We start from the raw sequence: 13,247 nt of genomic DNA on the forward strand, positions 1-13,247 counted from the left end.
CACCCCCTTTACCCGAAGGACGCCCCCATGACTCCCCTCTATCTCGGCCTGCTGCTCCTCGCCGGGGCCGCGGCTTTGGCCATCTGGCTCGCGGTCGGCGTGCGCTGGGGCGGGGACCGGCTGGTCCGGCTGAACCTGCGGGCCGGCTTCGACACCGTCGACGCCGGAACACAGCGCGACGCCCCGGACTTCGGCTGGGCGCGCCGCTTCACGACCGGCAACGGGCAGGAGCGGCTCGAGAACCTCTACTCCAAGGCAGGCCGTCCGGCGGAGTGGCCGGTCCCGCGGCTTCTGGCCTGCAAGGTGTACGCCCTGGGCGCCGCCCTGCTCGTGGGCCTGCTGCTCCTGGCGGTCACGAGCGGCAACGGCATGATCCTGCTCATCACCGTGGTCATGGTCCCGGTGGGCTATTTCCTCCCCGAGCTGCTGCTCTACTCCCGCGGGATCGAGCGGCAGAAGGCGATCGGGCTCGAGCTCGCGGACACCCTCGACCAGATGATGATCGCCGTGGAGGCGGGCCTCGGCTTCGAATCCGCGATGGCGCGGGCCGGGCACAACGGCAAGGGTCCGCTCGCGGAAGAGCTCGTGCGCACGCTCCAGGAAATGCGCGTGGGCATTCCGCGCCGTGACGCCTACCTGGCGCTCGAGCAGCGCACCGACGTGCCCGACCTGCGGCAGTTCACCCGCGCCGTGATCCAGGCTGACGCCTACGGCATCTCCATCTCCACGGTGCTGCGCACCCAGGCCAACGAAATGCGGGTGAAGCGGCGCCAGCGGGCCGAGGAGGCCGCGCAGAAGATCCCGACCAAGATCCTCATTCCCCTGATGCTGTTCATCCTGCCGGTGCTCTTCCTGACCGTGCTGGGGCCCACCGTGCTCAACGTCCTGAAGATGTGACCGGGATGCTGAAGACCGCAGACACCACGAGGACGAAGAACCGTCCCCTCTCCTCGGTTCTTCTCGCCCTCGTCTCCCTCGCCGCGGCCGGCCTGTTCGTGCAGCAGCAGCTCGGCGGGTCCGTCGTCGTCGGCGGGGACGTCCAGCACGCGGACCCGGCCTCGGTCAGCGCGCCGGGTCCGCTGGCCGCCGCCGCACTCTCGGCGGAACAGGCCCGGGAGGTCGGTGACCCGGGTCCGGCCGACGGTGTCACCGGGCCGGAGACCTGCGGCGATCTGCTGGCCCGAGCGCGAGTGTGCTCCCCGTCGATCGGCGTGGACGCGGCTCTCGAGACCGTCGGCACGGACGGCGCCGGGGCCATGACCGTCCCGACCCACGCGGACCGGGCGGCGATCGGCTGGTACGAGGAATCGGCCCCGATCGGCGCCGCGCAGGGCAACGCCGTGCTGGCCGGCCACGTGGACCATCCCGCCGAGGCCCCCGCCCTGGGCACCCTGTACACCGCGCAGCCGGGGCAGAAGCTGTGGATCTCCGACGGCGCGGGGGCCGTGCACTCCTACACGGTGGTCGCCGTGCGGGAGCCGACTCCGCGGACCGCGCTGCCGCAGGACGTCTTCGAGCTCACCGGCGAGCCCGGACTGTCCCTGATCACCTGCTCGGGCGACTACGTCCGACCCGACGGCTCGCCCACGTGGTCCTACACCAACAACCTCGTGGTGGATCTCGCCCTCGACCCCGAGACAGCGCCGGTCCCGTGACGGTCCACGACGCGAGACTGTCCGCTCTTGCGGGTACACCGCCCGTCGCACGGCGTCTTCCAGTGGGACGCCAGCACTCCATGCAATTACATTTGTAAACGACGGTGGACCCCTCACCGAATCCGTCATGATCCCCCCAGGAGAACTCCATGCCCTCCACCCTGTCCGCCCGCCGCCCCCGGCTGCTCGCCGCCGCGGTGCTCGCCGGCGCCACCGCGCTCGCCGGTCCGCTGCTGACCGCGCTGCCGGCTGCCGCCGCACCCGTGGGGATCAACGGCACCGCGGTGCAGGTCCCCGAAGGCGCGCCCGCCACCGGGCCGGAGCACTACTTCACTTCTGTCGCACTGAGCAACGGGGACACCGCCTACGGCATCCACGAGGGCCAGCCCCTGGCCCCGATCGGGGAGGACGTCCTCGACGACGAGCACTACGCCGTGGCCCAGCCGCTCGACGACCCCGCCGGCGGATGGACGCAGGTCGTCGGCGAGAAGGTCGGCGACGACCCCGTCTACTGGGAGCCGGACGACGCCGCCCTGGCCGGGTACATCCTCTCCGTCTACGGAACCACCGCGGACGTGCACGAGACGCTGGCCGTGCACTGGGCCGTGCGTTCCCTGGCCACGGCCGAAGTTCCTGCCCCGGACCTGTCCGGCATCGAGCGGTCCCACCTCGACCGCGCGGCTGCCATGATCGAGGACGCCCGTACCCGCGTGCCGGTGCTCATGGCGCAGACGAGCTACGCCATCTCACTGGCCAAGGCCCCCGACGGCACCCCCGAGCGACTGCTCGTCCATCTGCCAGAGGTCTACGACGCCGCCACCGTGGCCCTCTCCGGGCCGGTGACCTTCGCCGACGGAAGCCGCGAGCGGACCGTCACCGGCGAGGAGCGGGAGCAGGTGATGGACCTGGCCGTCCCGGCCGGCACCACCGAGGGCGAGCTCACCGCGACCGTGACCGCCACGACGCCCGCCACCGAGCTCACCGTCCTCGCCGACGACCGCTACCGCGATCTGCTCATCGCCGGCCAGGACCACGAGCTCAGTTGGTCCGCCAGCGCTGCCTTCACGATCGAGGAGGCCTCCTCACCGGGCATCAGCGACCCCGTCGGGGACGGAGACGAGCCCGACGACGGCGGAGCGGTGCAGACTCCTGGCGCCGACCCGGCCGCCGACAACGGCGGGACCCCCGGGAACCCGGACGCCGTCGACAGTGCCGATGAGCCCCGGCCGGAGCCGTCCGAGGGCGGCGCAGGGTGGCAGGGTCCCGCCGCTGAGGACGGATCGACCCCGGAGCGGGACGTGCCCGTCGTGGTCGTCGTCCCGGAGACCGTGCAGCGCGTGAACGCGACCCTGGACGCCTTCGTGCTGTTCGAGGAGTCCACGAGCACGCACACCGAGACCGTCACGGAGACCACCACGACCGTCTCCGGATCTGCCGGGTTCGGCTCCGACTACGGTGCCGGCTTCGGCTCGGACTACGGCTACGGCTCCCTGTACGCCGACGCCGTCACGGCGAACACCGGCATCGGAGCGGCGCAGTCCACCGGCTCTCCGCAGAACCTCACCACGGTGCTCCTCGGTGCGGTCGCCGTCGGTGCCGGCCTCGGCTCGTGGGCACTGCGCCGCCGCCGGTCCACCGCATCCGATCAGACCTCCTGACCGTCGTTCCGCCCTTCTCGCTCCTGGAGACCCGATGACCCAGCAGACCCGCATCCTCGCCCTGGCCGCGCTCGCGCTCGCGGCGCTCACCGGCTGCGGCGGCGCCGCGGCCGAGGCCCGGTCCGCGCACACCTACGAGCCGCTCCCGCCGCTGACCACGGCGACCCCGTCCGCGGCCCCGGAGCCGCAGCCGACCTCGCGACCCGCCCCGGCCTCGGAAACCCCGTCCTCCGCTCCGGCCGAGGAGACCGGTGGCCAGGCCGCCGTGGCCGGAAGCTCCACGGGGACCCCGATGGCGGGCGGCAGCGGCGGCTCGGCGCAGGAAGCTACGGCCGCCGCGGCCCCCGCCCCTGTGATGGCGCCGGTGCAGGCCCCGGCCCAGGTGCCTGCCCAGGTCCCGATTCAGGTGCCTGCGGCACCGGCCGTGGGGGAGTTCTCGGAACAGAGGACGGAGCGGACCACGACATCGACCACCACGACCACCTCCACCCGGCTCGAGGCCGGTTTCCTGGTCGAGGTCACCTGCGAGGGCCTGTGCCTGCTGGAGGACCTCGCCGCCCCGGAGCTGACCGGCCCGGACGGGCCCCTGTCCGAGAAGATTCTCGCCCGTGCCCTCGAGGAGGAGCTGCGGCGGACCGGCGCGGACACGGCGCTCACCGAAGGCCTCGCCGAGCAGCTCACCCGCTCCGGCTGGACCCTGGCGGACCGAAAGCTCGGGGACGGCAACGAGACCCTGGTCTTCGCCCGGGCGGGCGCCGAGTAGCAGGGGCCCAGCGAACGGTCGAGAAGGCGAAGGGCCCCTCCGCATTTGCGGAGGGGCCCTTCTGTCGTGCTCCCCGATCAGGCGGCACCGACCGACCAGTGCACGGCGAAGCACGCCGTGGCCGCCATGGAGCACAGCCACACGGCGGCCTCCCGCGTCCACGGCACCTTCTTGGTCATGGCGGACGTGATGACGGCCGCGACGGCCAGGCCGATGCCCAGCCACAGGGACCACTCCGTGAACAGGTGCAGGACGGCGCCGAGCACGCCGAAGCCCGCGTCGTCGAGGACGCGGTCGATCTCGAGATTCATGGTGACTCCCCCCGGAGCAAGCGGACGTGACCGGGCGCCCCGGAGGCGCCCGTGACGAAGACGGTGCCCCACCGGCAACGGGGAGCGAGGATCAGCCGGTCCCCGCGCCGCCGGTGGGCACGCTCTTCGATTCGGAGCCTAATTGATGCATTTGCGACATTGTCGGTGTGGAACGTCGCTTCTTCCGGGGACAGCTGGGTGCCACTGTCCGCCCGCAGGCGTGTCCGTTGCCCGGCGCCCCGGCACCGCTCGTGCCGCCGGCGTGCACGCCGACCCGCTGAGCGATCAGGAGCAGTGCTCCCGAGCCCGGGCCGGGGTTCCGTGGACGTACAGTGTCCTGGAACCGTTCGAGCGCCCCCGCCTCGGACCCGCAGCACGCTTCCAGGAGACACCCCTCGTGAACGCCCCCATGTCCTCGCTCCCGCACGGCCGCACCGCCTGATGGCCAAGCTCTACTTCCGCCACGGCGCGATGAACTCCGGCAAGTCCACGGTGCTGATCCAGGCCGCCCACAACTACGAGGAGCGTGACCAGACCGTCCTGGTGGCCAAGTCCGCGGTCGACTCCAAGGGCGCCGGGACCGTGGTCTCGCGGCTGGGGGAGTCGCGCACCGTCGACCTCCTGCTGGCCCCGGAGGACCCGGTGCGCGAGCAGTTCCACGCCGCCGTGGAGGAGCACGGGGCCGTGCACTGCCTGCTGGTGGACGAGGCACAGTTCCTGACGCCGGCGCAGGTGGACGACCTGCTGCGCATCGCCGTGCTCGACGGCGTCCCGGTGCTCGCCTACGGCCTGCGCACGGACTTCCGCACCGAGGCCTTTCCGGGTGCGGCCCGGTTGCTGGCGGTGGCGCACACGGTGGAGGAGCTGCGCACGATCTGCCGCTGCGGGTCCAAGGCGATGTTCAACGCCCGGCGCGTGGGCGGGGAGTTCATCTTCGAGGGCGACCAGGTGGCCATCGACGGCGCGGCCGTGTCCTACGAGTCGCTGTGCGCGGCCTGCTACCTCGAGCGCTCCGGCGGCCGGCTGAGCTGAGGGCACCGCCGGGTCCGGTCGGCGCGGATGCCAGGGGTGCGGACGACCCCGCCCGAGACGGTCACGGATCGGGCGATGTCCGGAGCCATTCCGCCGGCATGACAAAGGCCCGAACCCATATCCGTGGGTTCGGGCCTTGCCGATGTCCTGGGACATCACCTGGTCGGGATGACAGGATTTGAACCTGCGACCTCGTCGTCCCGAACGACGCGCGCTACCAAGCTGCGCCACATCCCGTGAAGCGTCCGGCCTCGGCCGGAAACAACTGCTCCATCATAGCCATCCCGTCCCGCGCGTGGGAAATCGAGTCCGTGCGGCCGTGTTGCACTGGGGAACATCGCCTTTCCGAAAGCATTGACCGGAGGTCCCGCACGTGCTTGCCTGAGCGCACAGCACCGTCGGTTCACGGGAGGACGTCAGGGGGACGGCCGATCCGGGCAGGCACGGCGCCATGTCTCGGGGGAGGGGCCGTGCGTCGACGAGCGTCCAGCAGAGGACTCCTCCCGGCCGTGCTGGGGGTGCTCCTCTCGCTCATCGCCGGTGCCCCGGCCGGGGCCTTTCCGGCAGGGCCCGACGGCGCCGCCTCGACCGAGGAGATCACCCGGGCCGTCACCGCCGAGCAGTTGGAGAGCCACCTGCGGGCCTTCCAGGACGCCGCGGACGCCCACGGCGGAGACCGCGCCACCGGCACCGCCGGCTACCGGGCGAGCGTCGACCACGTCGTCGAACGACTGCGCGCCGCCGGCTACGACCCCCGGGTGCAGGTGTTCACGGTCCCGTACGACGAGGACCACGAGCACGACCACGACCACGGCCATGACGACGGCGAGGGCATGGCCGCGGGCCCCCGTGTCACCTACAACGTCCTCGCGGACACCGCCACGGGGGACCCGGACAGCACCGTGGTGGTCGGCGCGCACCTGGACAGCGTGCCGGAGAGCCCGGGTCTCAACGACAACGGCTCCGGTGCCGCCGGCGTCCTCGCCATCGCCGAGGCCCTGGCCGGCACCGAGACGCGGAACAGGGTGCGCTTCGCCTGGTGGGGCGCGGAGGAGATCAACCTCAACGGCTCCGGGCACTACGTCTCCGACCTCCGGGCCAACGACCCCGCGGCGTTCGACGACATCGCGCTGTACCTGAACCTCGACATGATCGGCTCCCCGAACTACGGGCGCTTCCTCTACGACGGCGACTCGTCCTGGGGTGGATGGCACGACGGCTCGCCCGAGGCCCCGGCCGGATCGGACGCCATCGAGGTGGCGTTCGAGAGCTACTTCGAGTCCGTGGGGTTGGCCGCGGAGGAGGTGCCGATCGACGACGGCAGCGACCACCTCGTGTTCGCCGGGGCCGGCATCCCAGTGGGCGGGCTCTTCACCGGCGACTCGGGCGAGAAGACGCGGCAACAGGTGGATCTGTACGGCGGCCGGGCCGGCACGGACTACGACCCCTGCTACCACGACGCCTGTGACGACCTGGGCAACGTCGACCTCCAGGTCCTCGAGGAGATGAGCGACGCCACGGCCGCGGTCGTCCTGGGCTTCGCGTCGTCCGAGATCGACGACGCAGCGACCCTCCGTCCCCCGGACGGTTGGCCCCGCCGCAGCGCGCTCGAGGAGCTCAGTCCCGTGCTCACGGGTCTCATGGTCTGGGGCGCGGTCGTCGCGGTGGTGGCCGGGGTGGCCGTCGCCGTGCGGCGCCGCGCCCGGGCGCACCGGTGAGCCCGACTGATCAAGGCTGTGGGCCGAACAGTGGACAAAAGTTCTTGACGCACCGGTAACCCGGCTGTGAACATGTGCAAATCCGTGTCATCCCCCGATGACTGTGAACCGCGTCACGGCCGGGTCACCTCCCGGTCGCCGCTCACCTGGAGGTTCCATGCCCGCTCGCACGCCCAGCTCCTGGATCACGTCGGCCGCCCTGGCCGGCGCCCTGACGCTCACGGCCACCAGCGCCGTCGCGGCCCCCTCCCGCGACAACAGCAACAACAACACCACCCACAAGATCACCCAGGCGGTCTCCCAGCAGAAGCTCACGGAGCACCTGACCGCCTTCCAGTCCATCGCGGAGGCCAACGACGGCAACCGCGCCTCGGGCACCTCCGGCTACCGGGCCAGCGTCGACTACGTGGTCGAGCGGCTGCAGGCCGCCGGCTACACCCCGGAGGTCCAGGAGTTCACCTTCCCGTACTTCCAGGAGGTCAGCCCCGCCACGGTCAGCGCGGACGGCACGCAGCTCGCCGCGGAGGACGTCGCGGTGATGACCTACTCCGGCACGGGCACCGTCACCGCCCCGGTGCAGGCCGTGGACACCACCGGGGAGCGCGTGGGCAGCACCAGCGGGTGCGAGGCCGAGGACTTCGCCGACTTCCGGGTCGGCAGCGTGGCCCTCCTGCAGCGCGGCAGCTGCGCCTTCGGGACGAAGGCCGCCAACGCGGAGGCGGCGGGCGCCTCCGCCGTGCTGATCTTCAACACGGGCCTGCCGAACGCCGAGGGCACCGTGGCCGGCACTCTGGGCTCCCCGGAGGCCACCACCCTGCCGACCGTCGGACTCAGCTACCAGGCCGGCGTGGACCTGCTGGACGCCCAGGAGGTCACGGTCAGCACGGACACCGTCTCGGCGACCCGCACCACCTACAACGTCCTCGCCGAGACCGGCACGGGCGACCCCGAGAACACGGTCATGGTCGGCGCCCACCTGGACAGCGTGCTCGAGGGCGCGGGGATCAGCGACAACGGCACAGGCTCGGCGGGCATCCTCGCCATCGCCGAGGCGATCGCCAAGACGAAGACCGAGAACAACGTGCGCTTCGCCTGGTGGGGCGCGGAGGAGCTCGGCCTGCTGGGCGCCGAGCACTATGTGACCGATCTGCGGGAGAACGACCCCGAGGCGTTCGAGGACATCGCGCTGTACCTCAACTTCGACATGATCGGCTCCCCGAACTACGGGCGCTTCGTCTACGACGGCAACGCCTCCACGTTCGACCCCGGTGACACCAACGTCCCCGAGGGCTCCGGCGCGATCGAGGCGGCGTTCCACGAGTACTTCGCCTCGGTGGGGCTGGCCTCCGGCGACACCGAGTTCAGCGGCCGCAGCGACTACGGCCCCTTCATCGAGGCCGGCGTCCCGTCCGGCGGTCTGTTCACGGGCGCCGAGGGCGTGAAGACCGAGGAGCAGGCCGAGCTGTTCGGTGGGCAGGCCGGTGTCGCCTACGACTCCTGCTACCACTCCGTGTGCGACGACATCACCAACGTCAACCTTCAGGGCATGGAGGAGATGTCCGACGCCGCGGCGGCCGTGGTCCTGCGCTACGCGATGTCCACCCACGACGTCAACGGCGAGGGTGAGCCCTACAAGCAGAAGGGCAAGGGCGCCGTCGGCCACCCGAAGGGCAACGATCGGGGCCACGGCCCGCACTCCGAGCACGGTCGCGGTCACGGTCACGGTCACGGCCATGACAAGGCGGCCGCCTGACCGGCACCGGACCCGACGACCGGCCCCGCCGGGACGCACAGCGCGTCCCGGCGGGGCCGTCCCGCTTCTCCACGCCGTCCCGTTCCTCAACATGGCCGGAATCCTTGTCCCGGGCACGTCGACCTGGGACTCTGTGCACATCGTTCCATCCGCATCACGCTCCAGCCGCACGGTGGAGCCGCCGCCACGGTCGAGCCCCCGATCGGCCTCTGCCCCGGGAGGCACCATGCACCAGCGCACCCAGCACCGGACCGAGGCCGCCGCCGTGCGGCCGCCCGCACCGGGGCGGTCACGATGAGCCCGGTCTCCGTCCCGCCGGGGCAGGTCATGCGCCACCTCGAGGTGTTCCAGGCCGTCGCCCACGCCAACGACGGCAACCGCGCCTCGGGCACCCCCGGCTACCGGGGCAGCATGGACTACGTGCTGGGCCGGCTGCGGGCTGCCGGCTACGCCCCGCGGGTGCAGGACTTCTCGTTCCCGTTCTTCCGGGAGGTCCGGCCCGCCACGGTCGGCGCGGGCGGCACCCAGCTCGCCGCGGAGGACGTCGCCGTCATGACCTACTCCGGCTCCGGCACCGTGACGGCACCGGTGCAGGCGGTGGACACCACCGGCGAGCCGGGCGCCGGCACCAGCGGGTGCGCCGCCGAGGACTTCGCCGGCTTCCCCGAGGGCAGCGTGGCCCTGCTGCAGCGGGGCGGCTGCTCCTTCGCGGACAAGGCCGCCGCGGCGCAGGCCGCCGGGGCCTCGGCCGTGCTGATCTTCAACACGGGCCTGCCCGGGGAGGAGGGCGTGGTCGCCGGCACCCTCGGCGCGCCGGGCGCGGTGACCGTCCCCGTGGTCGGCCTCAGCCACGCGGCCGGCCGGGCCCTGCTCGGGGTGGACGAGGTCACCGTCACCGTCGAGGCCGTCTCGGAGCAGCGGGAGACCTCCAACGTCCTGGTCGAGACCGGCACGGGCGACCCCGGGCGCACGGTCATGGTCGGCGCCCACCTGGACAGCGTGCCCGAGGGCGCGGGGATCAACGACAACGGCTCCGGCTCCGCGGCGATCCTGGCCGTGGCCGAGGCGCTCGCCGGGACGGTGACCGAGAACCGGCTGCGCTTCGCCTGGTGGGGCGCGGAGGAGTTCGGCCTGCTCGGCTCCCGGCACTACGTGGCCGATCTCAAGGCCAACGACCCCGCCGCGCTGGCGGCCGTCGCGCTGTACCTGAACTTCGACATGATCGGCTCCCCGAACTACGGGCGCTTCGTCTACGACGGCGACGGCTCCGCGTTCGGCCCGGAGGTCTCCGCCGAGGCGCCGGAAGGCTCCGCCGCGATCGAGGCGGCCTTCCACGCGCACTTCGGCTCCGTGGGCCTGGCCTCGGGCGAGACCGAGTTCAGCGGCCGCAGCGACTACGGGCCCTTCATCGCGGAGGGCGTGCCCGCCGGCGGCCTGTTCACCGGCGCCGAGGGCATCAAGACGGCGGAGCAGGCCGCGCTGTTCGGCGGCCGCGCCGGCGTCGGCTACGACTTCTGCTACCACGCGCAGTGCGACGACCTGAGCAACATCGACGTCCAGGGCCTCGAGGAGATGACCGACGCGGCCGCCGCCGTGATCCTGCGCTTCGCGACCTCCACCGGGGACGTCGAGGAGGTGGGCCGCCAGTTGCGGACGGCCGTCGCGCCCGCGCTGCCCGTCACCGTGGACCAGGGCCACGGCCCGAGCAACGCCGCGGAGGAGAAGCGGTCCCGCTGAGGCCGGGGCTGCCTCCCGCGCCACAACCAGGCGGGCTATTGTGCCTCTGACCTGGGGCTGAGATGCTGTGCGCAGGTCTCCTCCGTTCGGTGGAGCCGACGCAGGACACGGTCGAGCCCCCGATCGGCCACTGGCCCCGGGAGGACCCATGCCGCACCGCACACACCGTCACCGGGCCGTGGCCGCCGCGCTGGCCGGCGCCGTGTCGCTCACCGCGCCGAGCGCCGTCGCCGCGCCGCCGGAGAACGGGGCGGGCATCGAGGTCTCCACGGACCAGGTCCTGGAGCACCTCGAGGTCCTCCAGGCCGTCGCGCACGCCAACGGCGGCACCCGCGCCTCGGGCACGCCCGGCTACCGGGGGAGCGTGGACTACGTGGTCGGCCGGCTGCGGGCCGCCGGCTACTCCCCGCGGGTCCAGGCCTTCTCCTTCCCGTTCTTCCAGGAGGTCGTCCCCACGACGGTCGCACGTCAGGGCCCCGACGGCGCGCCGGTGCTGCTGCCCGCGACGGAGACGGCCGTCATGGTCTACTCCGGTTCCGGCACGGTGACCGCTCCCGTCCAGCCCGTGGACACCACCGGCGCCCCGGGGGCGGGCAGCAGCGGGTGCGAGGCGGAGGACTTCGCCGGTTTCACGGCAGGGAACGTGGCGCTGCTCCAGCGCGGCACGTGCCCCTTCGGGGTGAAGGCGGCCAACGCGCAGGCCGCCGGCGCCTCGGCCGTGCTGATCTTCAACACCGGCCTGCCCGGTGAGGAGGGCGTGGTCGCCGGCACCCTCGGCGAGCCCGGGGCTGCCACCGTGCCCGTCGTCGGCCTCAGCTACGCGGCCGGGACCGCGCTGCTGGGCGGGGGCGAGGTGATCGTGTCGGCGCACACCGTCTCCGAGACGAGGCAGAGCTTCAACGTCCTCGCCGAGACGGGCGCGGGCGATCCCGGGAACACCGTGATGGTCGGCGCCCACCTGGACAGCGTCCCCGAGGGGGCGGGGATCAACGACAACGGCTCGGGCTCCGCGGGGATCCTGGCGATCGCCGAGGCCCTCGCGGGCACGGAGACCGCCAACTCCGTGCGCTTCGCCTGGTGGGGCGCGGAGGAGTTCGGTCTGCGCGGGTCCCAGCACTACGTCGCGGACCTCAGGGCGAACGATCCGGGGGCGCTCGAGGACATCGCGCTGTACCTGAACTTCGACATGATCGGCTCCCCGAACTACGGACGCTTCGTCTACGACGGCGACCACTCCGCGTTCCCGCCCGTGCCGGGTCCCGAAGGCCCGGTGACGGCCCCGGAGGGCTCCGCCGCGATCGAGGCGGCCTTCCACGAGCACTTCGGCTCCGCGGGCCTGGCCTCCGGCGAGACGGAGTTCAGCGGCCGCAGCGACTACGGGCCGTTCGTCGCCGAGGGCATCCCCTCCGGCGGCCTCTTCACGGGCGCCGAGGGGATCAAGACGGTCGAACAGGCCGCGCTGTTCGGCGGCCGGGCAGGAGTCGCCTACGACTTCTGCTACCACGCAGCGTGCGACGACCTCGCCAACGTCGACCGCCGGGGCCTGGGCGAGATGACGGACGCGGCGGCCGCCGTGGTCTCGCGCTTCGCGGCCTCGACCGAGGAGGTCGACGGCGCCGGCGGCCGGCAGGGAGCCCGCGAGCTCCCGCTCGGCCCGGCCACCGCGGACCAGGGCCAGGGCCCGCGCAGCGCCGTCGAGGAGCTGCCGGCGCTGTGACCGGACAGGGCCGGGCTGCGGCCGCCCGGTGGCCGGTCCGCACGGCCGTGCTGTCCGCGGGGGCGTCGGCGCGGTCTCCCGTCCGTTCGGGCGGTCCGGGACGCGCGGAGCCCCGCCCGCGCGCCGCCGCCCGTTGCCCGCCCGGCCCCCGGGTGGAAGGGTGAGGCCATGACTGCTCCCCGGACCCCCGACTCCTCCGCTGCATCCTCCGCCGACTCCGCCGCACCGGCCCGGCGCGGCGTCCTGTTCGACGTCGACGGCACCCTCATCGACTCCAGCTACCTGCACACCGTCGCCTGGTGGCACGCCTTCAACCAGGCCGGGCACGACGTGCCCATGCACCGCATCCACCGGCTCATCGGGATGGGCTCGGAGCAGCTGATCGACGAGCTGCTCCCCGCCGACCGGGACACCGACCAGGACGACGCCATCGGTGCCGCCCACGGCGCCCTGTTCTCCGTGCACTGGCCGGGCCTCAAGCCCACCCGCGGGGCCACGGAGCTGCTGCGCCGCTGCACCGATGCCGGCCTCGTGGTGGTGCTGGCGTCGTCGTCGAACGTCACCGAGGTCGCCGCCATGCGCGAGGCCCTGGGCTCCGACGACGTGCTCACCGCCGTGACCACTGCCACCGACGCCGAGCAGAGCAAGCCCGCCCCGGACATCTTCGCCGCGGCCCTGGAGGCCGGGGACCTGCGCCCGGAGCACGCGATCGTGGTGGGGGACGCCCGCTGGGACGTCGAGTCGGCGTGGAAGCTCGGGCTCGACGCCGTGTGCGTGACCAGCGGCGGGATCAGCGAGACCGAGCTGCGGGAGGCGGGGGCCGTGGCCGTCTACGCGGATCCGCAGGCCCTGCTCGAGGACTTCGAGACCAGCCCGCTGGGCCGCCTCGCCGCCGGCTGAGCG

Annotated in this window: 11 protein-coding genes and 1 tRNA gene; 10 read left to right on the plus strand and 2 right to left on the minus strand. The window is 72.8% G+C overall.

Annotation, left to right across the window (positions count from 1 at the left end):
* Window positions 1-27 precede the first annotated feature (27 nt).
* The 4 genes from PU704_RS06130 (at window position 28) to PU704_RS06145 (ending at window position 4,076) form a co-directional block, all read left to right on the plus strand.
* Complete coding sequence (locus PU704_RS06130; RefSeq protein ID WP_277550664.1) at window positions 28-897, plus strand: type II secretion system F family protein; 870 nt, start codon at window positions 28-30, stop codon at window positions 895-897.
* Window positions 898-902: 5 nt separating this feature from the next.
* Window positions 903-1,655, plus strand: coding sequence for a class F sortase (locus PU704_RS06135; RefSeq protein ID WP_277550666.1), 753 nt, complete (start codon window positions 903-905; stop codon window positions 1,653-1,655).
* Window positions 1,656-1,804: 149 nt separating this feature from the next.
* Window positions 1,805-3,313: a hypothetical protein gene (locus PU704_RS06140; RefSeq protein ID WP_277550667.1), complete on the plus strand. Its 1,509-nt coding sequence runs from the start codon at window positions 1,805-1,807 to the stop codon at window positions 3,311-3,313.
* A 34-nt stretch (window positions 3,314-3,347) separates the two neighbouring features.
* The gene (locus PU704_RS06145) at window positions 3,348-4,076 is read left to right on the plus strand and encodes a hypothetical protein (protein WP_277550668.1); all 729 of its coding nucleotides are present in this window, start codon (window positions 3,348-3,350) and stop codon (window positions 4,074-4,076) included.
* A 77-nt stretch (window positions 4,077-4,153) separates the two neighbouring features.
* Here PU704_RS06145 and PU704_RS06150 read toward each other — a convergent pair whose 3' ends face one another.
* Window positions 4,154-4,387: a hypothetical protein gene (locus tag PU704_RS06150; protein WP_277550669.1), complete on the minus strand. Its 234-nt coding sequence runs from the start codon at window positions 4,385-4,387 to the stop codon at window positions 4,154-4,156.
* A gap of 441 nt (window positions 4,388-4,828) precedes the next feature.
* On the opposite strand from PU704_RS06150, the gene PU704_RS06155 reads away from it, so the two are divergent.
* Window positions 4,829-5,419, plus strand: coding sequence for a thymidine kinase (locus tag PU704_RS06155; RefSeq protein ID WP_277550670.1), 591 nt, complete (start codon window positions 4,829-4,831; stop codon window positions 5,417-5,419).
* Between the two features lie 160 nt (window positions 5,420-5,579).
* Here the strand turns inward: PU704_RS06155 and PU704_RS06160 are convergent.
* A tRNA-Pro gene (locus PU704_RS06160) sits at window positions 5,580-5,656 on the minus strand.
* Between the two features lie 272 nt (window positions 5,657-5,928).
* Between PU704_RS06160 and PU704_RS06165 the strand changes: the two genes are divergently transcribed.
* The 5 genes from PU704_RS06165 (at window position 5,929) to PU704_RS06185 (ending at window position 13,244) form a co-directional block, all read left to right on the plus strand.
* On the plus strand, window positions 5,929-7,137 hold the full coding sequence (locus tag PU704_RS06165) for a M28 family peptidase (protein WP_277550671.1): 1,209 nt from the start codon (window positions 5,929-5,931) through the stop codon (window positions 7,135-7,137).
* 157 nt (window positions 7,138-7,294) lie between these two features.
* The gene (locus PU704_RS06170; RefSeq protein WP_277550673.1) at window positions 7,295-8,890 is read left to right on the plus strand and encodes a M28 family peptidase; all 1,596 of its coding nucleotides are present in this window, start codon (window positions 7,295-7,297) and stop codon (window positions 8,888-8,890) included.
* 294 nt (window positions 8,891-9,184) lie between these two features.
* The gene (locus PU704_RS06175; RefSeq protein WP_277550674.1) at window positions 9,185-10,627 is read left to right on the plus strand and encodes a M28 family peptidase; all 1,443 of its coding nucleotides are present in this window, start codon (window positions 9,185-9,187) and stop codon (window positions 10,625-10,627) included.
* Between the two features lie 148 nt (window positions 10,628-10,775).
* Entirely contained in the window at window positions 10,776-12,344 is a 1,569-nt protein-coding gene (locus tag PU704_RS06180; protein WP_277550675.1) for a M28 family peptidase, read from the plus strand.
* Between the two features lie 168 nt (window positions 12,345-12,512).
* A complete protein-coding gene (locus PU704_RS06185; RefSeq protein WP_277550676.1) occupies window positions 12,513-13,244 on the plus strand; it encodes an HAD family hydrolase in 732 nt (243 codons plus the stop codon).
* The last annotated feature ends 3 nt before the right edge of the window (window positions 13,245-13,247 follow it).

This window comes from Kocuria oceani (assembly GCF_029524215.1).
In the GTDB taxonomy this organism is placed as follows: domain Bacteria; phylum Actinomycetota; class Actinomycetes; order Actinomycetales; family Micrococcaceae; genus Kocuria; species Kocuria oceani.